At 37.4% G+C, this 25,288-nt stretch carries 22 protein-coding genes; 12 read left to right on the top strand and 10 right to left on the bottom strand.

Going from position 1 to position 25,288, the window contains the following annotated elements:
* Positions 1-290 precede the first annotated feature (290 nt).
* Positions 291-704 carry a hypothetical protein gene (locus HU137_RS11825; RefSeq protein ID WP_182044060.1) on the bottom strand — a complete coding sequence of 138 codons (414 nt, stop codon included), beginning with the start codon at positions 702-704 and terminating at the stop codon, positions 291-293.
* A 437-nt stretch (positions 705-1,141) separates the two neighbouring features.
* Between HU137_RS11825 and HU137_RS11830 the strand changes: the two genes are divergently transcribed.
* The 3 genes from HU137_RS11830 (at position 1,142) to HU137_RS11840 (ending at position 5,755) form a co-directional block, all read left to right on the top strand.
* The gene (locus HU137_RS11830) at positions 1,142-4,540 is read left to right on the top strand and encodes a methylmalonyl-CoA mutase family protein (RefSeq protein WP_182044061.1); all 3,399 of its coding nucleotides are present in this window, start codon (positions 1,142-1,144) and stop codon (positions 4,538-4,540) included.
* A 292-nt stretch (positions 4,541-4,832) separates the two neighbouring features.
* Positions 4,833-5,300: a type II RES/Xre toxin-antitoxin system antitoxin gene (gene parS, locus HU137_RS11835; RefSeq protein ID WP_182044062.1), complete on the top strand. Its 468-nt coding sequence runs from the start codon at positions 4,833-4,835 to the stop codon at positions 5,298-5,300.
* Between the two features lie 2 nt (positions 5,301-5,302).
* A complete protein-coding gene (locus tag HU137_RS11840; protein ID WP_182044063.1) occupies positions 5,303-5,755 on the top strand; it encodes an RES family NAD+ phosphorylase in 453 nt (150 codons plus the stop codon).
* Here the strand turns inward: HU137_RS11840 and rlmN are convergent.
* Positions 5,752-6,801: a 23S rRNA (adenine(2503)-C(2))-methyltransferase RlmN gene (gene rlmN, locus HU137_RS11845; protein ID WP_182044064.1), complete on the bottom strand. Its 1,050-nt coding sequence runs from the start codon at positions 6,799-6,801 to the stop codon at positions 5,752-5,754. The two genes, HU137_RS11840 and rlmN, sit on opposite strands and share 4 nt — an antisense overlap.
* Position 6,802: 1 nt before the next feature.
* Positions 6,803-7,852: a tRNA preQ1(34) S-adenosylmethionine ribosyltransferase-isomerase QueA gene (queA, locus tag HU137_RS11850; protein WP_182044145.1), complete on the bottom strand. Its 1,050-nt coding sequence runs from the start codon at positions 7,850-7,852 to the stop codon at positions 6,803-6,805.
* Between the two features lie 122 nt (positions 7,853-7,974).
* On the opposite strand from queA, the gene HU137_RS11855 reads away from it, so the two are divergent.
* The 7 genes from HU137_RS11855 to HU137_RS11885 all read left to right on the top strand — a co-directional run bounded on the left by HU137_RS11855 (position 7,975) and on the right by HU137_RS11885 (position 15,402).
* The gene (locus tag HU137_RS11855) at positions 7,975-8,547 is read left to right on the top strand and encodes a TlpA family protein disulfide reductase (RefSeq protein WP_182044065.1); all 573 of its coding nucleotides are present in this window, start codon (positions 7,975-7,977) and stop codon (positions 8,545-8,547) included.
* A gap of 7 nt (positions 8,548-8,554) precedes the next feature.
* On the top strand, positions 8,555-8,848 hold the full coding sequence (locus HU137_RS11860; RefSeq protein WP_182044066.1) for a DUF493 domain-containing protein: 294 nt from the start codon (positions 8,555-8,557) through the stop codon (positions 8,846-8,848).
* A 64-nt stretch (positions 8,849-8,912) separates the two neighbouring features.
* Positions 8,913-10,499 carry a peptide chain release factor 3 gene (locus tag HU137_RS11865; protein WP_182044067.1) on the top strand — a complete coding sequence of 529 codons (1,587 nt, stop codon included), beginning with the start codon at positions 8,913-8,915 and terminating at the stop codon, positions 10,497-10,499.
* 230 nt (positions 10,500-10,729) lie between these two features.
* Positions 10,730-12,379 (top strand): M1 family metallopeptidase, encoded by a 1,650-nt coding sequence (locus HU137_RS11870; protein WP_182044068.1) that lies wholly within the window; start codon positions 10,730-10,732, stop codon positions 12,377-12,379.
* A gap of 20 nt (positions 12,380-12,399) precedes the next feature.
* Positions 12,400-12,801: a thiol-disulfide oxidoreductase DCC family protein gene (locus tag HU137_RS11875; RefSeq protein WP_182044069.1), complete on the top strand. Its 402-nt coding sequence runs from the start codon at positions 12,400-12,402 to the stop codon at positions 12,799-12,801.
* Between the two features lie 7 nt (positions 12,802-12,808).
* The gene (locus HU137_RS11880; RefSeq protein WP_182044070.1) at positions 12,809-13,681 is read left to right on the top strand and encodes a TraB/GumN family protein; all 873 of its coding nucleotides are present in this window, start codon (positions 12,809-12,811) and stop codon (positions 13,679-13,681) included.
* Positions 13,678-15,402 carry a M14 family metallopeptidase gene (locus HU137_RS11885; protein WP_182044071.1) on the top strand — a complete coding sequence of 575 codons (1,725 nt, stop codon included), beginning with the start codon at positions 13,678-13,680 and terminating at the stop codon, positions 15,400-15,402. The genes HU137_RS11880 and HU137_RS11885 overlap by 4 nt, the downstream gene beginning before the upstream one ends.
* 134 nt (positions 15,403-15,536) lie before the next feature.
* Here HU137_RS11885 and HU137_RS11890 read toward each other — a convergent pair whose 3' ends face one another.
* From HU137_RS11890 to HU137_RS11910, 5 genes are read right to left on the bottom strand one after another with little or no spacing between them, the layout of a single operon-like run.
* Entirely contained in the window at positions 15,537-16,670 is a 1,134-nt protein-coding gene (locus HU137_RS11890; RefSeq protein WP_182044072.1) for a THUMP domain-containing class I SAM-dependent RNA methyltransferase, read from the bottom strand.
* 51 nt (positions 16,671-16,721) lie between these two features.
* Complete coding sequence (locus tag HU137_RS11895; RefSeq protein WP_182044073.1) at positions 16,722-17,543, bottom strand: alpha/beta hydrolase; 822 nt, start codon at positions 17,541-17,543, stop codon at positions 16,722-16,724.
* 25 nt (positions 17,544-17,568) lie between these two features.
* Positions 17,569-18,873 carry an NAD(P)/FAD-dependent oxidoreductase gene (locus tag HU137_RS11900; protein ID WP_182044074.1) on the bottom strand — a complete coding sequence of 435 codons (1,305 nt, stop codon included), beginning with the start codon at positions 18,871-18,873 and terminating at the stop codon, positions 17,569-17,571.
* Positions 18,874-20,472, bottom strand: coding sequence for an ABC transporter substrate-binding protein (locus HU137_RS11905; protein ID WP_182044075.1), 1,599 nt, complete (start codon positions 20,470-20,472; stop codon positions 18,874-18,876).
* 44 nt (positions 20,473-20,516) lie between these two features.
* Positions 20,517-20,882, bottom strand: a complete 366-nt coding sequence (locus HU137_RS11910; protein WP_182044146.1) for a DUF1304 domain-containing protein — start codon at positions 20,880-20,882, stop codon at positions 20,517-20,519.
* Between the two features lie 70 nt (positions 20,883-20,952).
* Here HU137_RS11910 and HU137_RS11915 point away from each other — a divergent pair, with 70 nt between their 5' ends.
* Positions 20,953-21,924, top strand: a complete 972-nt coding sequence (locus HU137_RS11915; RefSeq protein WP_182044076.1) for a YpdA family putative bacillithiol disulfide reductase — start codon at positions 20,953-20,955, stop codon at positions 21,922-21,924.
* Between the two features lie 71 nt (positions 21,925-21,995).
* Here the strand turns inward: HU137_RS11915 and HU137_RS11920 are convergent, their stop codons facing one another.
* A complete protein-coding gene (locus tag HU137_RS11920; protein WP_182044077.1) occupies positions 21,996-22,949 on the bottom strand; it encodes an isopenicillin N synthase family dioxygenase in 954 nt (317 codons plus the stop codon).
* A 160-nt stretch (positions 22,950-23,109) separates the two neighbouring features.
* Between HU137_RS11920 and HU137_RS11925 the strand changes: the two genes are divergently transcribed.
* The gene (locus HU137_RS11925; RefSeq protein WP_182044078.1) at positions 23,110-24,336 is read left to right on the top strand and encodes an isocitrate dehydrogenase (NADP(+)); all 1,227 of its coding nucleotides are present in this window, start codon (positions 23,110-23,112) and stop codon (positions 24,334-24,336) included.
* A gap of 80 nt (positions 24,337-24,416) precedes the next feature.
* On the opposite strand, the gene HU137_RS11930 is transcribed toward HU137_RS11925, so the two are convergent.
* On the bottom strand, positions 24,417-25,280 hold the full coding sequence (locus HU137_RS11930; RefSeq protein ID WP_182044079.1) for a hypothetical protein: 864 nt from the start codon (positions 25,278-25,280) through the stop codon (positions 24,417-24,419).
* Positions 25,281-25,288 lie beyond the last annotated feature (8 nt).

Below are 25,288 nucleotides of genomic sequence, written 5' to 3' on the forward strand. Positions count from 1 at the left end.
TTCGCACCTAATGATTTTTGCAAGTTATTTCGAAGAGAATTTGGATGTCCAATTGGAACTCCGTTTCTTTTCATAATATACTCGGATAAATTCATCTATGCTTTTTTTTTGAAAATTTTTATTGATTTGTCGATTTTTTGTTGCATTACCGATAACGTTTTGCAGCTTGGCGAAGTGGCGGATTTTGAAACACTTACTTTCATTTTTGCACTAAACTTCATTTGAAAACCAAATGTTCATTTTAGCACTAAACCCGCCATTTTGCCAAACTGCTGTTGTGCGTTCGTTTTTTATTTTCGCAAACTTTTTCTGATTAATTTTTTCAGTTTTTTATTGTTACTTTTCATTATAACTGCACCGCAAATTGCTCTACTTCCATAAAGTGAAGTTGCTTTTTCATCTTTCAGAATTTCTATTGAATCTATTGTTTCTTCAGTTAAATATTTTAAAACTACTGAATAATTTGGATATTGATTTAAGTCTAACAAATGACCAACTTTTCCTTGAATTAAAACAAAAACTATTTTACATTTTGTTTTTTTGTTTATTGCATCATTTACATTTTCGCCATCATTAACTTTAATTACAATTTTTTCAGTAATATCTGATTGGGAAATAATAGAATCTGTTTTAATTTTTTCAATTATAACTTTGAGTTTTTCTCCTTTTGTATTTACCTCTTCTAAGCTATTAATCCAATTCAAATTAGAATTCTTTGATGCTAAAGAATCAATTTTAGTATTTTGTCCAAAAAAATAATTGTAAACAATAAACTCAAAAAAAGTAATTTCTGTTTCATATTTATTTTATGGTTCGTTTTTCCAAAATGACGCACAACTCCCAAATATACGCAACGCAACCAAACGTTTGAAAACTAATAAAAGGTTGGTAGTGTTTTGTTTATTCAAGTGTAAATACTTATAATCAGTTAAACATTCCGGAATGGGCGACTACAATAGACACAAAGGAAATCAGTTTGGGTAGTTGGAATGCAGAGCGTTTCCCGGTTGGAATCCAAAAATAATAAAATAAATCCATTCGATCTGTCCTTTTGGCAAAGTTTGAAACCTTATTGCCGAATTATCGAATTATCGTATTTTTGAAACCAAGTCTTTTGAGACTTCATTTAAAAGCAAAACAAATGTCAGATACCATAGAAAAAAAAGAATTCGATATCCGTAAAGATGTTTATAAACCTCAAAATGCCATCCGTGTCGTAACGGCAGCTTCCCTTTTTGACGGACACGATGCCGCCATCAATATTATGCGGCGTATGATTCAACGCACCGGAGTGGAAGTTATCCATCTCGGACACGACCGAAGCGTAGAAGAAGTGGTGGATACCGCCATCCAGGAAGATGCACAAGCCATTGCGATGACTTCGTATCAGGGCGGTCACAACGAATATTTTAAATATATGTATGATTTGCTTCAGGAAAAAGGAGCCGGACACATCCAAATTTTTGGTGGGGGTGGAGGTGTTATTCTTCCTTCTGAAATCAAAGATTTAATGGAGTATGGAATTTGCCGCATTTATTCGCCCGACGATGGACGGGAGTTGGGATTGCAAGGAATGATCAACGATTTGGTGATGAAATCGGATTTTCCGACAGGCGATAAATTGACACAAGAAATGATCGATGCGTTGGATAATAAAGACAATCATCATTTGGCACAAACCATTTCAGCTTTTGAAAACAACATCGACCAATACGATTCCTATTACAAAGAAGTCAAAAAATTGGCAGAAGAAAACCATTCCCCGATTCTCGGAATGACCGGAACGGGTGGAGCCGGTAAATCTTCATTGGTTGACGAATTAGTTAGACGATATTTATTGGATTTCCCGGAGAAAACCATCGGGATTATTTCTGTAGATCCAACCAAACGTAAAACGGGTGGCGCACTTCTCGGAGATAGAATCCGGATGAATTCCATCAATAATCCGCGTGTGTATATGCGTTCGATGGCAACGCGCCAGGCGAATTCTTCCATTTCCAAACATATTGCCCCGGCTTTGGATGTTTTGAAAGCGGCGGGATTTGATTTGATCATTTTGGAAACTTCAGGAATCGGCCAATCGGGTGCGGAAGTGATGGAGTATGCAGACGTTCCACTGTATGTGATGACGCCGGAATACGGTGCTGCTACGCAATTGGAGAAGATTGACATGTTAGACTTTGCGGAAATTGTAGCCATAAATAAATTTGATAAAAAAGGTGCTGAAGATGCATTGCGTGATGTGAAAAAAACCTTCCAACGCAACCACGAACGTTTCAACGAATCGCCAGAAAATATGCCGGTGTATCCGACGCGTGCTTCACAATTTAATGATGCCGGAACTAACCAATTGTACAAAGCTTTGATGAACCGTTTGAATGAATATTCTGATGGGAAATTTGAGTCGAATTTAACCTTTGACAAAGTGGCCAAAGAACAAGTAACGGCAGTCATTCCGCCGAAACGAATTCGATACCTTTCTGAAATCGTCGAGAACAACCACAGCTATGACAAATGGGCAGATGCGCAAAGCCAAATTGCCCAGGAAATCTATGCATTGGAGCTTTCAACTAAAATTTTAAAAGATAATAATCAATCAATTGATTTAGAGTCTATTAAAGAAAATAAATACCAAGAATTATCGGCCGAAAATAAAGCGCTGATTCAGAATTGGAAAGAAAAGAAAAAACAATACACAGACGAAATTTATTCGTTCAAAGTTCGGGACAAAGAAATCAAAATCCAAACCCATACTGAATCCCTTTCGCACCTTCAAATTCCAAAAGTTTCATTGCCTCGTTATGAAGCCTGGGGTGACATTTTAAAATGGAGTTTGCAGGAAAATGTACCGGGTGAGTTTCCGTACACCGCCGGAATTTATCCGTTCAAACGCACAGGAGAGGATCCAACAAGGATGTTTGCCGGGGAAGGTGGACCGGAACGGACTAATCGTCGTTTTCACTATGTGAGTTTGGGAATGCCGGCAGCGCGTTTGTCGACAGCATTTGACAGTGTGACTTTGTATGGGCAAGATCCCGCTGTTCGTCCCGATATTTACGGAAAAATCGGAAATGCAGGCGTTTCGATCGCAACGCTGGATGATGCGAAAAAACTCTATTCCGGTTTTGATCTCTGTGCCCCGACGACTTCGGTGTCTATGACCATCAACGGACCTGCGCCGATGTTGCTCGGATTCTTTATGAATGCGGCAATTGATCAACAATGTGAACGCTACATCAAAGAAAATAAATTAGAAGAAAAAGTTGAAGAAAAACTCAAAGAAAAATACGATGACCATGGACTGAAACGTCCCGAATACAATGGTCATCTTCCAGAAGGAAATGATGGTTTAGGATTGATGTTGTTAGGATTAACTGGTGAAGAGGTTTTGCCAAATGATGTTTACAATGAAATCAAAACCAAAACGCTTTCTACAGTTCGTGGAACGGTTCAGGCTGATATCTTAAAAGAAGACCAAGCGCAAAATACTTGTATTTTCTCAACCGAATTTGCGCTTCGTCTGATGGGTGATGTGCAGCAATATTTCATTGAACAGAAAGTCCGAAATTTTTATTCGGTTTCCATTTCGGGTTATCATATCGCAGAAGCCGGAGCTAATCCGATTTCGCAGTTGGCATTTACATTGGCCAATGGATTTACGTACGTTGAATATTATTTGTCGAGAGGAATGCACATCGACGATTTTGCGCCGAATTTATCTTTCTTTTTCTCCAATGGAATCGACCCGGAATACGCAGTAATCGGTCGTGTAGCGAGGCGAATTTGGGCCAAAGCAATGAAGTTGAAATACGGCGGAAATGAACGTTCCCAAATGCTGAAATACCATATCCAAACTTCTGGTCGTTCGCTACATGCACAGGAAATTGCATTTAACGACATCCGTACGACTTTGCAAGCTTTGTATGCGATTTATGACAATTGCAATTCTTTGCATACCAATGCTTACGATGAAGCCATCACAACACCGACCGAAGAATCGGTACGTCGTGCAATGGCAATTCAGTTGATCATCAACAAAGAATTGGGGTTAGCTAAAAATGAAAATCCGATTCAAGGTTCTTTTATCATTGAAGAATTAACCGATTTGGTGGAAGAGGCCGTTTATGCAGAATTTGACCGATTAACAGATAGAGGAGGCGTTTTGGGTGCAATGGAAACGATGTACCAAAGAGGTAAAATTCAGGAAGAAAGTATGTATTATGAACATTTGAAACATACCGGCGAATTCCCGATTATCGGTGTGAATACTTTTTTGGGGGCGGATGGTTCACCTACGGTTACACCGAAGGAAGTCATTCGTTCGACCGAAGAGGAAAAACAGTTTCAGATAGAAGCCGTGAAGAATTATCAAAAATCAAACGCGGAACATACCCAAAAAAGTTTGGGTAAACTGAACGAAGTAGCACTAAACAACGGAAATCTTTTTGAACAAATTATGGAAGCGGTGAAATATAATTCATTGGGTGAAATTACCAATTCACTTTTCAACGTAGGAGGAAAGTACAGACGAAATATGTAAGTCTGCTCTATCCTTGACTCAGGGAAAAGTTGGAAGTGAGTATTATATTCTACCAATTAAATAGTAAGAAAAGCTATCTCTAAAATCGAGGTAGCTTTTATTTTTATAATTCTAACTAATTCTTCGAAGCTCTACGAAGAGTTTTTCAATGTAAATATCATAATTAGAACTCCAAACTATTTAAGCAGCTGAGGTCGAGCTAAATAAATTGTAGAAAATACTGTAAAAAGAATTGGAAAATTAAAATAATATGTATAAATTTGAATTGTAAAAAGTTTAAAAATATACTATTATGGCTTTGCGATATAAACAATCAGAAACAGATCATTTCGTAAATGATGCACCTACTATGTATTATGACGGAAATGCTGCTATACCTTTAAATGATTTGACTTCTATTCAAAAAATGAAAATCATACGGAACGGTATTTCAAAAAGTTATTTGGAAACTTTAAAAAAGACGACATCTTTAGACTATGACTCATTGGCAGGTGCTCTTTCTGTCACACGCGCTACTTTGATAAATAAAAAGGGTGATCAGAAATTCAGCAACCAAATCAGCGAGAAAATTGTATCACTTGCGGACTTGTATTCGTTTGGTTATGAGTCTTTTGAGGATAAAGACCGCTTTAATAAATGGATGTTTGTTCCTAACCAGGCACTTGGTGGTATGGCGCCATTTGATATTATCGATAACTACTATGGAAAAGAGGAGGTTCGGAATTTGATAGGAAGGATTGCTTATGGTGTTTATTCTTAGGTATGTTGGTTTATCGATTAAGTAAAACGCAATACGCCAAAGATTTAAACGGAACCGGGGCTAAACTTTTCGGGGGTCGATGGAACCAAATCGATACGCCTTGTATCTATACAGCAGAAAGTCGTTCATTGGCGGTTTTGGAATATTCGGTCAATGTCAATGTGGATTTTATCCCTCGGGCTTTGAGCATTTGTGTTTTTGAAATAGATGAAAATCAAATTAAAGAAATCAAGGTTAAAGATTTACCAGGAGATTGGAAAGAAACTCCTGCGCCATTTTCAACCAAAGAATTTGGAACGAAATTATTTGAAAAAGAAGTTCCAATTTTAAAAATTCCCTCTATCGTCATTCCGGAAGAATTCAATTACATCATTAATCCTTTGGTTGAACTTAAGCATTTTAAGTTGTTGGAAGTTAAAGATTTAGTGTACGACTTGAGAATTAAAGAAGTTTAAACTTCTACCGTTTTATTGGCCAATTGTCCACAAGCAGCATCGATATCACCACCGCGGCTTTTTCGGACCATAACCGTGATTCCGGCTTTTTCCAATTCGCTGACATAGCGTTGTTCTGCTTTTATATTTCTATGGTCAAATTTTCCTTCACCGATAGGATTATACTGGATCAAATTGACTTTGCTCGGTACTTGACGACAATATTTAATCAATGCTTTGATGTCTTCATCACCATCATTTATTCCACCCCAAACACAATATTCAAACGTAATTTTGGATCCGGTTTCTTTGTACCAATATTGAAGACTCTCCATGATTTCGGTAAGGGGAAATTTTTCCGAAAAAGGCATGATTTCATTTCTTTTTTCTTCAATTGCTGTGTGAAGGGAAAGTGCTAATTTCACTTTTAACTTTTCATCAGCAAGCATCTTGATCATTTTTGGAATCCCTGAAGTCGAAACGGTGATTCTTCTTGCAGACATCCCAAATCCCTCGTCGGTCGTGATTTTCCGTATGGCGTCTACCAGATTTTTATAATTCATCATGGGTTCGCCCATTCCCATAAATACGATGTTTGAAAGCGGACGATCAAAATATTCTCGACTTTGTTTGTCGATTAAAGCGACTTGATCCACAATTTCTGCAACATCTAAATTGCGCATCCGTTTTAGTTTAGCAGTAGCACAAAATTCGCAGTTTAAAGAACATCCTACTTGAGAAGAAACACAAGCTGTGGTGCGAGTTTCAGTTGGTATCAGGACAGATTCGACCATCAAGCCGTCATGGAGTTTCACTCCGTTTTTGATGGTGCCATCGTTTGATTTTTGGAGTAGATCTACTTTAGCGTTTTGGATGGTAAAAATTTGATCCAATTCATCTCTTAATTTTTTAGACAAATTGGTCATATCATCAAAACTATGCGCATTTTTCTTCCAGAGCCATTCATAAATTTGTTTGGCTCTGAAAGATTTTTCTCCTATCGAAGTCAAATGCGTTTCTAAATCTTCAAGATTTAGTTTTCTGATATCTTTTTTTTTGGTTGTCAATTTAGATTATTAACATGGCGTCACCGTATGAGTAGAATTTGTATTTTTCTTTCACGGCTTCTTTATAAGCTTTCATCAGAAAATCATGACCTGCAAAAGCACTGATCATCATGATTAGCGTTGATTTTGGGGTGTGGAAATTGGTGATCATACAATTGGCAACACCGAATTCATATGGCGGATGAATGAATTTGTTGGTCCAACCATTGAAAGGATTCAAATGGTTATTGGCCGAAACTGAACTTTCAATGGCACGCATAGAAGTCGTTCCTACAGCGCAAACTCTTTTTTTCTCATCTATGGCATGATTGACAAGTTTTGCAGTTTCTTCAGAAATGATCACTTGTTCTGATTCCATTTTATGTTTGGATAAATCTTCTACTTCAACAGGAGCAAAAGTTCCAAGTCCGACATGTAAAGTCAATTCAGCAAAATCTACTCCTTTGATTTCCAGTCGTTTCAATAAATGTTTGGAGAAGTGCAATCCGGCGGTAGGAGCCGCTACTGCACCTTCATGTTTGGCATAAATGGTTTGATAGCGTTCCGCATCTTCCGGAATGACGTCTCTTTTGATGTATTTGGGAAGGGGAGTTTCTCCCAAATCTTCCAAAGCTTGACGAAATTCATCATAACTTCCATCAAATAGAAAACGTAAAGTTCGCCCACGTGAAGTCGTGTTGTCTACAACTTCGGCAACCAAACTATCATCATCTCCAAAAAATAATTTATTTCCAATTCTGATTTTTCTTGCAGGATCTACCAAAACGTCCCAAAGTCTAGTCTCAGCATCCAATTCGCGAAGCAAGAAAACTTCGATTTTGGCTCCGGTTTTTTCTTTGTTACCCATCAGACGAGCCGGAAAAACTTTGGTGTTGTTCATGATCATGACATCACCTTCGTCAAAATAATCGATCAAATCTTTGAATAACTTATGTTCGATGGTTTCCGTTTTTCTGTCCAGAACCATTAATCGGGCTTCATCACGTTGTTCAGATGGATGCTCCGCTAGAAGTTCTTCAGGCAGTTTAAAATTAAAATCGGAAGTTTTCATTTTCATATCGCAAAATTTTGGCGCAAATATACAATCCTGAATACCCGAAAGTCAAGTAAACAGCTAATTAATTGACAAGCTTTTGGGAATTGTTTAAATTTGCTGTTCTAATTATGATTTGTATGCCATTTAAAACTATCCCATTATTGTTTTTTGTCTTTATTTTTATCCAATGTGATTCAAAAAAAGAAGAAATTTCCATAGGTGAAATCACCGAACGTTCACCGGAAGAAATCGCTTCCATCGTAGATTACGCCCCAAGTTTTCAATTGGCATCGATCGATGGATCTCAAGTGGGTTTGGAAGATTTAAAAGGAAAATATTTGTATGTGGACATTTGGGCTACATGGTGTCGTCCTTGTTTGCAACAGCTTCCTGCCATGAAAGAATTGGAAGAAAAATACCGTGATCAAAATATAGAATTTGTCAGTATTTCCATAGATAGTGATCGTGATAAAGGAAAGTGGCAGAAAATGGTCCGGGACAAACAAATGGCTGGAGTTCAGTTGTTTGCTGGAAAAGGAACTTCATTTCAGCGGGATTATGAGATTTCATCCATTCCTAAGTTTTTAATCATCGGAAAAGACGGAGAAATCCTCAATGAAAATCCGCCTCGGCCTATGGATCATGTCACCGGACAAGTCAACCAAGAATTGGTTGCTATTTTGGACGGATTATTGAAAAACGAAATCTAATTTAAAGATGAACGAACAAACACCAAATCAAGAAGAATTCTACAAAAATTTTAAAGAACGATTGGATGATACAACCGAATTCCCTTCCAATTATACCTTTAAGTTCATCGTACCTACGGACAATAAAAGGATAGCGGAAGTCCAGCGATTATTTGACGGAGCTCGTCCACAATTCTCTATGAAAGAATCCAAAAACGGAAAATATACATCAGTGACTGCTGTCGTATATGTTTTGGATGCAGATCAAGTTATCCATTATTATAAATCGGCTTCCGGAATTCAAGATGTCATGATGCTTTGATTCTAGCATTCTACTTCTAAATTCTAATTTCTAAATCTTATCTTTGCATCCGCAAATTTTATTTATGTCCTTAGAAACAGAAATCAGCCGTAGAAAAACATTTGGAATCGTAGCGCACCCTGATGCCGGAAAAACGACTTTAACTGAAAAATTATTGTTGTTTGGAGGAGCAATCCAAGAAGCCGGAGCTGTAAAAAGCAATAAAATCAAAAAAGGAGCAACCTCTGACTTTATGGAAATAGAGCGTCAAAGAGGGATTTCTGTGGCTACCTCCGTTTTGGCTTTTGATTATAAAAACAAAAAAATCAACATTCTCGATACGCCGGGACACAAAGATTTTGCTGAAGACACTTTTCGTACTCTGACTGCAGTAGATTCGGTAATCGTGGTTGTGGATGTCGCTAAAGGAGTAGAAGAGCAGACAGAAAAATTGGTAGAAGTTTGTCGTATGCGTAACATCCCGATGCTCGTTTTTGTCAATAAAATGGATCGCGAAGGTAAAGATGCATTTGATTTGATGGACGAAATCGAACAAAAGCTAAGTTTACGTGTAACACCTCTTTCCTGGCCGATTGGAATTGGTTCAACTTTTAAGGGGATTTATAACATTTGGGAGAAAAACATCGGACTATTTTCAAACGAGAACAAACAAAAAATTTCAGAATCCATCGCATTTGACAATTTAGATGATCCTGAATTGGATACCATCATAGGAGAAAGTTTTGCGGAAAATTTAAGAAATGAAATCGAATTGGTAACTGAAGTTTACCCGAAATTTGATAATGAAGAATACATGAGTGGTCGTTTACAGCCTGTATTTTTTGGTTCGGCTTTAAATAATTTCGGAGTACGAGAATTGTTAGATGCTTTTGTGGACATCGCTCCCCATCCGCAATCCAAAGAAACAACTACAAGAATTGTAGAACCGTTTGAGCATAATTTTTCAGGATTTGTTTTTAAAATCCATGCTAATATGGATCCCAAACACCGAGACCGTTTGGCATTTGTGAAAATCGTTTCAGGTAAATTTGAACGAAATAAAAATTACCTGCATGTAAGACAAGGTAAAAACATGAAATTCAGTAGTCCCAATGCTTTTTTTGCTGATAAAAAGGAAATCGTGGATGAGAGTTTTGCAGGTGATATCGTCGGTCTTCATGATACTGGAAATTTCCGAATTGGTGATACATTGACCGAAGGTGAAAAAATGATGTTCAAAGGAATTCCATCTTTTTCACCGGAACATTTCCGTTATATTAATAATGCTGATCCGTTGAAAGCCAAACAATTAGAAAAAGGAATTGATCAATTGATGGATGAAGGTGTAGCTCAGTTGTTTACTTTAGAAATGAACAACAGGAAAATCATCGGGACTGTAGGAGCTTTGCAATATGAAGTAATCCAGTACCGTTTGGAACATGAATACGGAGCCAAAGTTTCTTATGAACCGATTTCGATTTTTAAAGCTTGTTGGGTAGAAGTGGAAGATGAGAAATCAGCGGAGTTTCAGGAATTCAAAAGAGTGAAGCAGAAATATTTGGCCCATGATAAATTTGGGCAATTGGTTTTTCTCGCAGATTCATCTTTTACCATACAGATGACACAAGAAAAATATCCTTCCGTAAAACTTCATTTCGTAAGTGAATTTTAATCCATCAGGTCGCTGATGATGTTTCCATTTTTGGATTGGAAGAAATTTTCACATACGATGAAGAAAATCAAGAAGATATAAAAAAAGCTGAATATAAGTTTTTGAAGCATGGGTAGAGTATTTGTTAATAAGATGTGAAAATAAGGAAAGGTTGCGTGAAAATGCACTAAAAATTTCAAATTGTTTTCAATCCGGCTTTATTCGTAAATTCGAATTCTCAAATTAATTCTATGAAGTGGTTTTATATCCTAATTGTATTTTTCTCGTTAACGGTTGATGCCCAAATACTTAATCACAAAAAAGAATTTACACGACAAGATTCTTTGCGCGGGAGCAACAACGAATTTAGGAATTGGTGGAATGTTTTGCATTATGACATTCAAGTTGAACCAGACTTTGAAAAACGATTTATCAAAGGAAAAAATGCAATCCAATTTGAAATTACTGAAAATCTTTCTAGAGAAATCATTCAAATTGATTTACAAGAACCGATGAATTTGGGGAAAGTAAAATTGGATGATGTTGAAATTAATTCTCAAAATATTCGTCGTGAAGGAAATGTATATTTTATCAAAACCGATAAAAAATGGAAAACCAATTCCAAACACATTTTAGAACTCGAATTTTCTGGAAACCCTCGTGTAGCGGTTCAACCACCTTGGGATGGCGGTTGGATTTTTGAACAAGACGCAAAAGGTCGTCCTTTTATGTCGGTAGCTTGCCAAGGTTTGGGCGCAAGTGTTTGGTTTCCAAATAAAGATTACCAGGGCGATGAACCGGATTTGGGTGCAAAATTATCGATGATCGTACCGGAGGATTTGATTGCGATCGGAAATGGTAAGTTGGTGGATATGAATCAAATCGATGATAAATTAGAATTTGTTTGGGAGGTAAAAAATCCCATTAACAATTACAATATCATTCCGTATATAGGTCATTATACCGAAATAAAAGATGCTTACAAAGGTGAAAAAGGAGAGCTTTCTTTGAATTATTGGGTGTTGGATTACAATCGGGAAAAAGCAGAAAAACAATTTGAACAAACAAAACCCATGTTGAAATCATTTGAGAAATGGTTTGGACCTTATCCTTTTTATGAAGGCGGATACAAACTGGTAGAAGCGCCTCATTTGGGAATGGAACACCAGAGTGCAATTGCGTATGGAAATCATTTCGAAAATGGATATTTGGGAAGAGATTTGTCGAGTTCCGGATGGGGATTGAAGTGGGATTTTATATTGGTACATGAATCAGGTCACGAATGGTTTGGTAATAACATCACGACCCAAGATGTGGCCGATATGTGGGTGCACGAGAGTTTTACGGCGTATTCCGAAACCCTTCACACACAAGAACTTTTCGGTATAGAAGCTGGGAATGATTATGTGATCGGTACGAGAATGAATATTTTAAATGATATTCCGATGATTGGGATTTATGGTGTGAACCAAGAAGGAAGCGGCGATATTTATTATAAAGGCGCCAATATGATCCATACTTTCCGTCATTTGCTTGAAGATGATGATTTGTTTCTGCGAATTTTACGTGGGTTGAACGAGAAATTTTATCATCAAACCGTTACAACAAAACAAATCGAAGACTATATGAGTCAAATGAGTAAAATCGATTTGACCGAGTTTTTTAATCAATATCTACGAACTACGTTGGTACCAACACTCGAATACAAAATAAAAGGTGACGAAATCACCTACCGATGGACAAATATTGTAGAGAAATTTGATATGCCGGTAAAAGTTGCCAATTCTGATCAATGGCTTTTCCCTACGGCCGATTGGAAAACGGAAAAATTAAAAAGTGGAACAGAAAAGGGTTTTAAAATTGACCGGAATTTTTATGTGAAATCGGTTAAAAAGGATTGATTTTTGTAAAGAAGTTGAGGATGAATTCAGAAAAAATCATATTATTTGACGGAGTTTGTAATTTATGCAATTCTACGGTTCAAAAAGTGATTGAAAATGACGCAAAAAACCAATTCAAATTTGCTTCGCTCCAATCCGAATTCGGTCAAAAATTCTTAGAAAATAATCATTTGTCAAAAGACGAATTCAACTCGATGATTTTAGTAGATGGAGAAAAGTTTTATACTCGGTCTGATGCTGCTTTGCGCATAGGAAAAGAGCTAAAGGGATTGTACAAACTTTCAGGACTTTTATTTGCTTTCCCTAAATTCATCCGAAATTCTGTTTATGATTTCGTATCCAGAAACCGATACAAATGGTTTGGAAAACAAGAAAGTTGTTGGTTGCCCACTCCAGAATTAAAAGAAAAATTTATCCAATAGTAAGCTTATGAAAAAATACTTCCTTTTACTCTTATTGTCTATTTTCCAATTTGGTATTTCCCAAGAAATCAAAGAAAAATCCCTTCTTTGGGAGATTTCCGGAAATGGTTTGGAAAAACCTTCTTATTTGTTTGGGACGATTCACATTGCTTGTCAGGGTGAAGTTCTCATGTCTCCAGAACTTCAATCTGCTTTTGACCAAACCGAACAACTCGTTTTGGAATTGGATATGGACGATCCCGGCATGATGGGGAAAATGATGGAAGCTTCTCTTTCCAAAGATGGAAAAAAAGTGTCCGAGAAATTAGGTCCGGATTTAACCCAAAAAGTAGACTCGCTTCTGCAAGCCAAAATGGGAATGGGACTCATGATGTTTGACAATTTAAATCTGCCGACACTCTCCATGCAATTGGGTTTAACCGCATTGGATTGTCCTATGGATTTAGGCTACGATATGATGTTGTTGACGGAAGCCCAAAACGCAAAAAAAGAAATAAAAGGATTGGAATCGATGGACAGCCAGATTGAACTTCTTCTTTCCCAACCGGATGAAGAATCCATTCAAGCCATCAAATATTTGGTCAATAATTTTCCGGAAGCACAATCCGAATTGTCAAAAATGGTGGAATATTATCGAAATCAAGATGTGCAAGGTTTATACGATTTCACCAAAAAAAGTTTTGAAGATCCAAAATTTCCGCAGGGAAGTTTAGTCGAATTTTTGGATAAACGAAATCAAAATTGGATTCCCGTTATCGAAAAAGAAATCCAATCCAAACCTACTTTGATAGGAGTAGGGGCGGCGCATTTGGGCGGAAAGGAAGGCGTAATCAATTTATTGAAAAAGAAAGGCTATAAACTGAAGGCTGTGTTGAAATGAAAAAAATAATCTGGGGAATCGTCTTTTTGACCTTCCAACTTCAATATGCTCAAAATATAAAAATTCCATTTGAATTGACCGACGGAAATAAAACATCGACCTATTTTGAAGTCATCGATTTTTGGAAGAATTTGGATGAAAATTCGACGAAAATCAAAATGATGGAAAAAGGAATAACCGATTCCGGATTTCCACTTCATTTGGTTTTGATCGATAATTCGGGAGAATTTGACATCAAAAAAGCCCATCAAAAAGGAAAAACCATCCTTCTGATCAACAATGGAATCCATCCCGGCGAACCGGACGGAATCGATGCCAGTATGCTGCTTGGTCGGGACATCACAGTGGGAAAATACAAATTACCGGACAACGTGATTTTGGCGATCATTCCGGTTTACAACATAGGCGGAACTTTAAAACGAAGTGAATTTTACCGTGTGGATCAAAATGGCCCGGACGAAGTTGGATCGCGTGGAAATGCACAAAATCTGGATTTGAACCGGGATTATATAAAATGCGATTCTAAAAATGCGCGTTCCTTTACCCAAATCTTTCATGAACTCGATCCCGATATTTTTGTGGACAATCATGTGAGCAACGGTGCGGATTATCAGCATGTGATGACGCTTTTGACCACACAGCACAGCAAGCTGGGTGGCGAAATGGGAAAATACATTAACCAAATTTTTGAACCTGCTCTCTATAAATCCATGCAAAAAAAAGGTTATGATCTGATTCCGTATGTAAACGTTTGGGGAAAAACGCCTGATGACGGTTGGAATGAATATGTCGATTCGCCTCGTTATTCGAGCGGATTCGGGACGCTATGGAGCACTTTTTGTTTCGTACCGGAGACGCATATGCTGAAGCCGTACAAACAACGTGTGGATGCGACTTATGAGCTGATGGTTTCCTTTATAGAATTCACTTCAGCAAACAGTCAGGAAATAAAATCACTTCGAAATCAAACCATTGCAAAGGAAATTTCGCAGAAAGAATTTCCCATTGCTTGGAAACATAATCCGGAGAAATTTCAGAATTATCTGTTCAAGGGATTTGAAGCCGGCTATAAAAAAAGCGAAGTTTCCGGTTTGGAGAGATTGTACTACGACCGAAACAAACCTTACGAAAAACAAATCCCGATTTACAATCATTTTGATGCTGAATTGGTAGTAGAAAAACCAAAAGCCTATATCATTCCACAAGGGTGGTGGAAAGTCATTGAGTTGTTAAAATTGAACCAGATTGAAATGCGGCAATTGGAAAAAGATACGGAAATAGAAGTGGAAGTTTATAAAATTGAAAATTATGAATCTTCGCCGCTTGCTTACGAATCTCATCACATCAATTCAAAAGTCGAAATTTCTAAAACCATTCAGAAAAAGAAATTCAGAAAAGGGGATTGGTACATTCCGATGAACCAAAAAGCCAATCGTTTTCTCATGGAAACGCTGGAACCTCAAGCCATGGATTCCTATTTCGCTTGGAATTTTTTTGATGGGATTTTACAGCAAAAAGAAGGATTTTCACCTTATGTTTTTGAAGATTTAGCGGCAGATTATTTGAAGGAAAATCCGGAATTGCGTAATAAATTGGAAGCAAAGAAAAAGAGCGATCCTGAATTTGCTAAAAATGCCTATGCGCAGCTTGTTTTTGTATATGAAAATTCACCTTGGATGGAACCCGGATTTATGCAATATCCGGTGTTTAGGGTGTTATAATAAGAATTAAAAACTTTGTGTTCTTAGGGTTAAATCATTGCGTTCTTTGTGGTTAAAAGTATATTTGAAAAATGCTAATAAAACCACAAAGTGCACAAAGAGGGGACAATGTTCACAAAGAATGTAAATAATTATTAATTCTTCGAATTCTTTTTACTGCCTTCATAAATATCGTAGCGCAAAAAATCGCATTCCAGTTTACCGTTGAACACTTTCACCTTTTTGGAAGGTTTGAGTCCTACGAATTTTTTGGCGGATAAATCAGAGGTAATGAACCACGCAAAGGTGTTGGGATAATGGTTTTTCAGCGTATCACCGATGGATTTATAGAGCACTTCATTGTCGCTTTCTATACGTTCATTATACGGTGGATTGAAAACCACCAAAACCGGAAACATGTCTTTTTCAGATTTGAAGAAATCTTTCATTTTAACTTCGATAAAATCTTCTAAATCAGCGTGTGTAATGTTTTCTTCCGCGATTTTAAGCATGGTAGGATTGAGATCATATCCGACTATTTTTCCATTGAATTCCCGCACGCGGTTCAGTCTTGTTTCTCTAATTTTGTCAAATAAATCACTGTCAAAATTCTTCCAATTCTCAAAAGCAAATCTTTTCCGATGGATTTGTGGTGGAATATTGGCTGCAATCAAAGCTGCTTCTGTCAAAATCGTTCCCGAACCACACATGGGATCGAGTAAATTTCCTTTTCCATCCCAACCTGCAATTTTTAACAATCCGGCGGCTAGAACTTCATTGATCGGTGCTTTTCCATGTTCGGTTTTATAACCTCTTTTATGAAGAGATTCACCGCTGCTGTCTAGTGAAAGAGTAACCCTGTCATGGCTGATGTGTAGATTAAAATACACATCGGGATCGCGTTTGTCGACACTCGGTCGTTTCCCAAATTTTTCTTGAAAACGGTCTACCAGCGCATCTTTCATTTTTAGCGAAGCATAATGCGAATGCGTAAAATAATCCGAATGAACCGTCGAGTCGATGATAAAAGTTTGGTTCAAATCGAGAAAATCTTCCCAAGGAAACTTCTTAAATCGATCATATAATTGAAATTCGTTTTTGGCTGAAAAAGAATGAATTGGCATTAAAATTCTTATTGCCGTATACAAACTATAATTGGCTTTATATAGAAAACCGATGTCACCATTAAATTCGACCAAACGGTTTTTGATTTCCACATCGGCTGCGCCCAAAGCTTTTAATTCTTCTGCCAAAACGGTTTCGAATCCGAAAAAGGTTTTGGCTTGCATTCTGAAATTTTCCAAACGAATTTTTTTGCGAATTTACGAATTGTTATTATTCTAATTGGGCTGATATTCATTCATCGTCCAAATCATCGCTTTTTCTTTTGTAGCACGGAAAATGGTGCTGTGTTTTTCTTTGGGTTCGTCTGAATACGTCCAAGTCAAATTTTCGGGTGCATTTTCTTTTAAAATATCCGCCAATTTTCGAGTGGATTTATAAATGTCTTTGGCATCTGAACCCGCAAACCAAAGCTTCTTTTGTTCCGTTGGAAATTGGGTTAAAAAATTCGGTGCATTTTTTTCTACATATTTATCGTTCCACCAAAGGGATGGATCAAATGCAATATAGAAATCAAAAAGTTCGGGTTGAATTATCAGAGTTTCCATTACAAAAAGTCCGGCGAGAGATTCGCCGATGATTCCTTTTTTAGAAGTAGTCCGATAGCGATTATTGATTTCGGGGATTAATTCGTTTTGAATAAAAGCCCGGAACTCAGCCGAACCTCCCACGACTGGGGCAATTTCTTTGTCTTTTTCGACTTGAGTCGGAGGTGTGAGGTCGCGTCGACGCTCTGTATTTTCGATTCCCACCAAAATATGCGGTGGAATTTTTTTGGATGAAATTATTTCGGAAAGCGTATTGGCAATGTGTGGAAAATCTTCCTTAATTCCGCCGTCCGGCATATACAAAACCGGATAGGTGAGACCTGAAGTTGTATAATCTTCCGGCAACCAAATGTTGATTACCCTCGTTTCGTTGACTTCTTTGGATTCAATTTTCAACGAATCGTGTGCAGGAATCGGATCAGGTGTTTGCGCATTGCTTTTGCATTGGGAAAAGAAAACGAGCAGAACGGACAAATACAAAAGGTTTTTCATTTGGAAGTATAAGATTTATTAAAGATTAAGAGAAAACATTTGGGTCATCGCCGGTTTGGCCATTTTTACCTTTATATGGCCGGATGATCAAGCGCACGCTTTTGTTGTATTGGAAATATTGGATGACCCAATTCATCAATGCTACGACTTTATTTCGGAATCCTACCAAAGAAACCAAATGCACAAACATCCAAACAAACCAGGCAAACCAACCTTGGAATTTCCAACCGGGTAAATCCACCACAGCTTTGTCACGACCAATTGTAGCCATGGAACCTTTGTCTTTATATCGGAAAGGTTTTAAGGCTTTTTTCAATTTGAGTTTATTGAAGTTTTCAGCCAACAATTTCCCTTGTTGGATGGATACTTGGGCAACCATCGGGTCACCTTTGGGATTTTCTTCCGTAATCATCAATGCAACGTCTCCGATGGCAAATAAATTATCAAATCCTTTCATTTGGTTAAATTCATTGACCACATAACGACCACCGACTATCAAGCCTTCACCTTCAATACCCGGAATTAAACTTCCTTTTACACCGGCTGCCCAAATCAAAGTTGTCGCTTCAAAAGGCCGTTTATCGGTTGTGATGATTTTTCCGTCATAATCTTTCACCATCATATCAAACCAAACCTGAACGCCTAAATCTTCTAAATATTTAAATGATTTTTCTGAAGCGTTTTGGGACATGGTTGGCAACAATCGGTCTGCACCCTGTATCAAATGCACATTCATCCGACGGATATCCAAATCCGGATAATCATGCGGTAAGATGTGTTTTTTCAATTCACCCATCGCTCCGGCCAATTCCACTCCGGTTGGGCCACCACCGACGATGACATAATTCATCAATCTTGATCGCTCGTCCAAATCATTGGTTAACAAGGCTTTTTCTAAATTTTGTAAAATCAAACTCCTTAAATCCAAAGCTTCGGGAATGGATTTCATAGGCATCGCATTTCTTTCGATGTTTTGATTTCCATAATAATTGGTGTCAGAACCTGTTGCAATGACCAAATAGTCATAGTCTAAATCTCCGATGTCGGAATAAATTTTCTGCGAATTGGTATCGACTCGATCTACATTTGCAATTCGGAAATAAAAATTCTCTTTCCCTGCAAAAATCTGTCTTATAGCATGTGCAATGGAATCAGGCTCCAATCCGGCTGTTGCAACTTGGTAAAGGAGAGGTTGGAACGCATGGTAATTGTGTTTGTCGAGCAAAACAATTTGATAATCTTTAGTTGAAAGCTTTTTGGCCAATCGTAGTCCACCAAATCCACCTCCGATTATGACAATTCGTTTAAGATTTATTTCCGGTATATTCATTTATTTCGTTTTATAAACTCTAGTTAAATCCAATAATTTGACAGGACTCATCGTAAATCCTTTTACATTTTTTTGAAGAAAAATACTCGTTTGGTCATAGAAAAGCGGAACGATCGGTGCCGATTTCATCATCAAACTGTCCATTTCTCTGTACATTTTTTCTCTTTTTAATTCATCGCTTTCCTTGAAAGAATTGAGATACAATTGATCAAATTTTTCATTTTTATAATGCGAATAATTTGGGCCTTCCGGCGCGAAATTTTTGCTGTAATACAGGGAAAGAAAGTTCTCTGCATCTGGGTAATCTGCGCCCCAATTGGCTCTGAAAAATTCAAATTTCCCTGTGGCTTTTCCATCCCGCATGGTCGGTCCCGGCACAACATTTATCGCAATATTCAAACCAACTTTTGCCAATTGGGATTGGATGTACTCACAAATGTCCGCATACTCCTGAACCGTGGTCAACTGAACAGTAGGTACATTTCCTTTTTCCTTTTTGTAACTATTGACCAATTCTCTGGCTTTTTGAGGCTGAAAGGAATATCCGGAATTTTCATTGTAGCCCGGAAGTCCTTTGGGGATAAACCCTCCTTCAGCTGCTGTTGCCACACCGTTCATCATGTATTTTACCATTTTTGATTTATCGATTCCATAATTAATCGCTTCTCGCAATCTTAGATCTAACCCATTTCCATCACTTAAATAAAAACACAAATAAACAGTGCTTAAATAATTGTATTTGTGTAGATTGATGTTGTTATTATATTTAGGGTTTAATTCTCCTACCGGCGTTAAAATTTCATTTTTATAGGAAGGATCGAGGTCGGCCATCATGTCCAGATTTCCTTGAATTAATTGTAGGAATTCGCTGTGTTTTTCAGGTAGAAAAGTCATGGAAACCGCTTCGAGATAGGGAAGGCGTTTTCCTTTTTCATCTTTTTCAAAATACAAAGGATTTTTACGCAAAACCAATTTCACGTTGTCCTCCCAAAGTTGAAATTGAAACGGACCGGTTCCAATCGGTGTTTTCCTAAATTCTTCTTGGCCTTTTTCAAAGATTTCTTTGGGAACGACGGAACAATATTTCATGCTCAGTAATCCGAGAAAAGGAGGGAAGGGTTCTTTCAAATTCATTTGAAAAACCGAATCGTTCAGTGCTTTAAAATCAGCAACGTTGTTCAGGACCCAACTTCCAGCACCACCCACAGCAGGATCAGTTAAACGTTGGAAGCTGTATTCGAAATCTTTTGCATTTACAATTCGTGTAGAATCTTTTCCAAATACAGGATTTTTATGAAAATAAACATTGTTTCTTAATGTGAACGTATAAGTTTTTCCATCTTCTGAAATCGTCCAAAATTTGGCGATGTCGGGAACGATTTGTAAACTATCGTTGAGTTTGATCAAACTATTGTACATCAAATTGCAAACCCAGTTGTTGGCTTGTGTACGTGCAAAAGTCGGATCGAGTGATGAAATATTATCGTAGCGATTGAGTCGGAAGATTTGGGAATCGTCGATTTCTTGTTTATTTGAACAAGAGGTAAAAGTCAAAACGGAAAAAACGCCAAAAAGAATGAGATTTAAAAATCGATTCATTGCGCTAAGATAATTCGATTTTACGGAGTAAAAAAGGATTTGAATCAACTTATAAACATCGCCAAAAGTGCAATTCCTGCCGGAACCAATTGGACGATGAAAATCTTTTTACTTGCTGTAATTCCGCCGTATAATCCGGCAACTGCTACGCAAATCAAAAAGAATATGGCAACATTTTCCTGCCAAATGATATTTTTTATCGTCAACGACCAAATTAATCCTGCGGCAAGGAATAAATTGTACAAACCCTGATTGGCAGCCAATCCTTTTGTGTAAGGGAAAACTTCTGCCGGCATTTTCTTTTCAAATGTTTTTTTACCAATTGTATTCCACGCAAACATTTCAAAATAGAAAATGTACAAATGAATCGCGATGACGATTCCAATAAAAATTTTGGCTAAAAGATCCATATTGAAGAATATATGCATCAAAAATAGGAATTAATTAGGTGAAATTTTGGGTTATAACTAAATTCGCAATATGCAAAAGGAATATGATGTGATCATAATAGGAGCTGGGCCGATTGGTTTGGCTTGTGCGATCGAAGCAAAAAGAAAAAATCTGAAGTATTTGGTGATTGAAAAAGGGGCATTGGTAAATAGTTTGTATAATTATCCATTGTATATGACTTTCTTTTCAACTTCTGAAAGATTGGAAATCGGGGATGTTCCTTTTACGAGTATTTCTTTTAAGCCGGGTAGGCAAGATGCACTAGAATATTATCGGAGAATTCAACAACATTTCGACCTTAATATTCATCTTTATGAAGCAGTGAATTCAATTGAATTAAAGGATAAATTAAAATTTATAAAAACCAATCAATCAGAATATTATTCAAAAAATATAATTATCGCAACCGGTTTTTATGATATCCCGATCTATCTGAATATTCCGGGAGAAAATTTACCGAAAGTTTCGCATTATTACAAAGAAGCGCATCCATATGCAGGACAAAAAGTAGTGGTCGTTGGTGCCAATAACTCTTCGGTCGATGCGGCACTGGAATGTTGGCGCAAAGGAGCTGATGTGACGATGGTCATCCGCAAAGGAGAGATTCACGAACGCGTGAAATATTGGGTGAAACCGGATGTCGAAAATCGGATTTCGGAAGGAAGTATAAAAGCCTATTTTCATTCGAATCTGAAAGAAATCAAAGAAAAATCGGTGACCATTTCAACTTCGGATGGTGAAATTGAAATTGAGAACGATTTTGTATTGGCGTTAACCGGTTATCGTCCGAATTTTGAGTTTTTGGAGTCTTGTGGAATTAATTTGTCAAAAAATGGACGATTTATTCCGAAATACAATCCTGAAACGATGGAATCCAACGTAAAAGGCATTTATCTTGCAGGTGTAGTTTGCGGTGGAATGGAAACGCACAAATGGTTTATTGAGAACTCGAGGGTGCACGCAAAGATGATTTTGGAAGATATTTTTGCAAAATCTATTTAGAATCAAATATAACCTCCAAGGTTATTCTCATAACGTAGATTAACCTTGGAGGTTGTGATTTGGTTCAAGAATTATTTTATCAACCCAATTTCACGCAAACGCTGCGTTAAAAATTCACCTGCAGTAATGTCTTCATATTGTTTGGGATTGTCTTCATCAATGCAATTTTCCAAAACGTCCAATTTCATTTCGCTCACCGGATGCATAAAAAACGGAATGGAAAATCGTGGTTTTCCCCATTCTTCTTTAGGAGGATTTACGACCTGATGGATGGTTGATTTCAATTTATTGTTGGTATGACGGGAAAGCATATCGCCCACGTTGATGACTAATTCGTCCGGTTCAGCAATGGCATCTACCCAAACACCATCTTTCCGTAGAACTTGTAAACCTCCTGCTGAAGCACCCATGAGAAGCGTGATCAAGTTGATATCGCCATGTGCACCGGCACGAACAGCACCTTTTGGTTCTTCTTTGATCGGCGGATAATGAATAGGACGAAGAATGGAATTTCCGTTTTTCACTTTGTCATCAAAGTAAAATTCGTCCAAACCTAAATAAATTGCCAATGCGCGCAATACATAGATTCCTGTTTTTTCCAACTGCTGATAGGTTTCTTTTCCTGCTTGGTTAAAAGTTGGGACTTCTGCCACATCCACATTTTCAGGATAATCATATTTGGATTTATCGGCTTCGTCTACGTATTGCCCAAAATGCCAAAATTCTTTCAAATCTCCCTCCGGTTTGTCTTTTGCGTGTTCTTTTCCAAATGAAGTATAACCACGTTGACCACCGATTCCTTCTACTTCATATTTTTCTTTGGTTTCGACCGGAAGGGCAAAGAATTCTTTGACGCTAGCATATAAACTGTCAACCAATTCGTCTGAAAGAAAATGACCTTTAAGCGCTACAAAACCAATATCCTCGTATGCTTTTCCGATTTCATTTACAAATTTTTGTTTTTTATCAGGGTCGTTGGAGATAAAGTCATTTAAGTCGACTGATGGTATGCCGTTATTTTTCATTTTTCTTGAAATTTGAATTAAAGTTAATACAATTCTAAGGGAAATTATTGAATTGAAGTAAAAATTCTGCTAATTATCAGTTCTTAAGATTTTTACGGACTGAAGTATTTTGTTATTTTTGTAAACTTTGGAATTTAAAAATTGAAATACTTTTTACATAATGGAAAAAATTAAAGTTGTCAATCCCGTTGTGGATTTGGATGGAGATGAAATGACACGCATCATTTGGCAATTTATCAAAGACAAATTGATATTGCCATATTTAGACATTGACATCAAATATTATGATTTGGGAATGGAAAATAGGGATGCAACCAATGATCAAGTGACCATCGATGCAGCGGAAGCCATCAAAAAATACAACGTTGGGATCAAATGTGCTACTATTACACCGGATGAAGACCGTGTAAAGGAATTTGGTTTGAAGAAAATGTGGAAATCACCAAATGGAACCATCCGAAACATCGTAGGTGGAACGGTTTTCCGTGAGCCGATCATCATGAGCAATGTTCCGAGATACGTTCAAGGATGGACACAGCCGATTGTCATCGGACGTCATGCATTTGGAGACCAATACAAAGCAACGGATACGGTCATTAAAGGAAAAGGGAAATTTACCATGACTTTCACACCGGAAGGAGGAGGAGAAGCCCAAACTTGGGAAGTATATGACTTCAAAGGAGATGGTGTAGCGATGTCGATGTACAATACGGACGAATCGATTTATGGATTTGCTCATTCATCTTTCCAAATGGCTTTGACCAAAAAATGGCCTTTGTACCTATCTACAAAAAATACGATTTTAAAAGCATACGACGGTCGTTTCAAAGATATTTTCCAGGAAGTTTATGAATCTGATTATAAGGCCAAATTTGAAGAAATCGGTATCACTTATGAACACCGATTGATCGATGATATGGTGGCTTCAGCGATGAAATGGAACGGAGGTTTCGTTTGGGCTTGTAAAAACTATGATGGTGATGTTCAGTCTGACACGGTTGCGCAAGGTTTTGGTTCATTAGGTTTGATGACTTCTGTTTTGGTAACGCCAGATGGAAAAACAGTTGAAGCGGAAGCAGCACATGGTACTGTGACGCGTCACTATCGTCAACATCAACAAGGAAAAGAAACTTCGACCAATCCTATTGCGTCTATTTTTGCTTGGACAAGAGGTTTGGCGCATAGAGGAAAGTTGGATGAGAACCAAGCTTTGATTGATTTCGCTGAGAAATTGGAAGAAGTTTGTATCGAAACGGTGGAAAGTGGAAAAATGACCAAAGATTTGGCGATGTTGGTTCATGGAGATGCTATGACGCAAAATGATTATTTAAATACACAAGAATTCTTAAATGAATTGGATACGGCTTTAAAGGCTAAACTTTCATAAGAATTCACGATTATTATATAAAAAAAAGAAAACCCGCTAAATCAGCGGGTTTCTTCATTAAAAGTGGTATCTAAAATAACTTAAGGAGTTATCGTAATTGAATTGTCAAAAGCTTTTACGTCTTTAACTTCAAATTCCTGTGTCGTTGGATTTTGTTCACCCAACAAAATATAAGGATAATAAGTTCCTGCAGGAGGATTGGTTTCAGAAGCCCAAGCTGTCGTGTAAGTTTGACCAGATTGTACATCACCTGCATTTAGAGCCGGAATATCTACAGAAGAATAAACCGTTCCGATGAATTCCGGGTTATTGAGGTCAAATGGTTTTTCTGCCAAATAAACCATCAATCTTAACGTATTGGAAGAAGCAGTTCCTTTGTTGTTCAGTGTTCCACCGGTTAAAGTGATCTGTCTGGCCGCTAAATCCATATCAAATTTCCAAGCTCCATCAAATCCTACAGTTCTCTGAAATCCTGAATTATTTACCTTCGAAGTAGCAGAATGAGTTGTGGTAGAATCTCTCACCACGATTTCTTTTCCCTCCGCCAAAGCAACTTCTGCTTCCGTTTTTTCAGCGGCTACTTTTTTTTCCATTTCAGCGGTTGCAGCATTTTCTTTTGCTACATCTACAGCATCCAATGGTTTTTCATCGGCAACTTTTTTATTTTTACCTTTTTTTACTTTTCTTTCTTTTTCTTTGATTACTTTAGGATCTACTTCCTGTCCTTTTACAGACGTAGCTTTTGTAGGGTCAGATTTTACTTGAATTTCTTTTCCTTCTTCTATCGCTTTAATGGCTTCCGATTTTTCGGCAGCTACTTCTTTTTCCTCAACCGCTGTGGCAGCATTTTCTTTTTTAACCTCTGATGGTGATAATGGTTTTTCTTGAGCAAATCCATAATAAGAAAATCCTAACATCGCCGCCAATACAAATACTCGTTTCATAATTTATA

It is taken from the genome of Moheibacter lacus (assembly GCF_014042165.1).
GTDB classification, from domain to species: Bacteria; Bacteroidota; Bacteroidia; order Flavobacteriales; family Weeksellaceae; genus Moheibacter; species Moheibacter lacus.

What these genes read in the sequence shown, in the direction of transcription:
- HU137_RS11830 (WP_182044061.1), top strand. Translation starts at nt 1,142, where the DNA reads ATGTCAGATACCATAGAAAAAAAAGAATTCGATATCCGTAAAGATGTT.
- parS (WP_182044062.1), top strand. Translation starts at nt 4,833, where the DNA reads ATGGCTTTGCGATATAAACAATCAGAAACAGATCATTTCGTAAATGAT.
- HU137_RS11840 (WP_182044063.1), top strand. Translation starts at nt 5,303, where the DNA reads ATGTTGGTTTATCGATTAAGTAAAACGCAATACGCCAAAGATTTAAAC.
- queA (WP_182044145.1), bottom strand. Translation starts at nt 7,852, where the DNA reads ATGAAAACTTCCGATTTTAATTTTAAACTGCCTGAAGAACTTCTAGCG.
- HU137_RS11855 (WP_182044065.1), top strand. Translation starts at nt 7,975, where the DNA reads ATGCCATTTAAAACTATCCCATTATTGTTTTTTGTCTTTATTTTTATC.
- HU137_RS11860 (WP_182044066.1), top strand. Translation starts at nt 8,555, where the DNA reads ATGAACGAACAAACACCAAATCAAGAAGAATTCTACAAAAATTTTAAA.
- HU137_RS11865 (WP_182044067.1), top strand. Translation starts at nt 8,913, where the DNA reads ATGTCCTTAGAAACAGAAATCAGCCGTAGAAAAACATTTGGAATCGTA.
- HU137_RS11870 (WP_182044068.1), top strand. Translation starts at nt 10,730, where the DNA reads ATGAAGTGGTTTTATATCCTAATTGTATTTTTCTCGTTAACGGTTGAT.
- HU137_RS11875 (WP_182044069.1), top strand. Translation starts at nt 12,400, where the DNA reads ATGAATTCAGAAAAAATCATATTATTTGACGGAGTTTGTAATTTATGC.
- HU137_RS11880 (WP_182044070.1), top strand. Translation starts at nt 12,809, where the DNA reads ATGAAAAAATACTTCCTTTTACTCTTATTGTCTATTTTCCAATTTGGT.
- HU137_RS11885 (WP_182044071.1), top strand. Translation starts at nt 13,678, where the DNA reads ATGAAAAAAATAATCTGGGGAATCGTCTTTTTGACCTTCCAACTTCAA.
- HU137_RS11890 (WP_182044072.1), bottom strand. Translation starts at nt 16,670, where the DNA reads ATGCAAGCCAAAACCTTTTTCGGATTCGAAACCGTTTTGGCAGAAGAA.
- HU137_RS11895 (WP_182044073.1), bottom strand. Translation starts at nt 17,543, where the DNA reads ATGAAAAACCTTTTGTATTTGTCCGTTCTGCTCGTTTTCTTTTCCCAA.
- HU137_RS11900 (WP_182044074.1), bottom strand. Translation starts at nt 18,873, where the DNA reads ATGAATATACCGGAAATAAATCTTAAACGAATTGTCATAATCGGAGGT.
- HU137_RS11905 (WP_182044075.1), bottom strand. Translation starts at nt 20,472, where the DNA reads ATGAATCGATTTTTAAATCTCATTCTTTTTGGCGTTTTTTCCGTTTTG.
- HU137_RS11910 (WP_182044146.1), bottom strand. Translation starts at nt 20,882, where the DNA reads ATGGATCTTTTAGCCAAAATTTTTATTGGAATCGTCATCGCGATTCAT.
- HU137_RS11915 (WP_182044076.1), top strand. Translation starts at nt 20,953, where the DNA reads ATGCAAAAGGAATATGATGTGATCATAATAGGAGCTGGGCCGATTGGT.
- HU137_RS11920 (WP_182044077.1), bottom strand. Translation starts at nt 22,949, where the DNA reads ATGAAAAATAACGGCATACCATCAGTCGACTTAAATGACTTTATCTCC.
- HU137_RS11925 (WP_182044078.1), top strand. Translation starts at nt 23,110, where the DNA reads ATGGAAAAAATTAAAGTTGTCAATCCCGTTGTGGATTTGGATGGAGAT.
- HU137_RS11930 (WP_182044079.1), bottom strand. Translation starts at nt 25,280, where the DNA reads ATGAAACGAGTATTTGTATTGGCGGCGATGTTAGGATTTTCTTATTAT.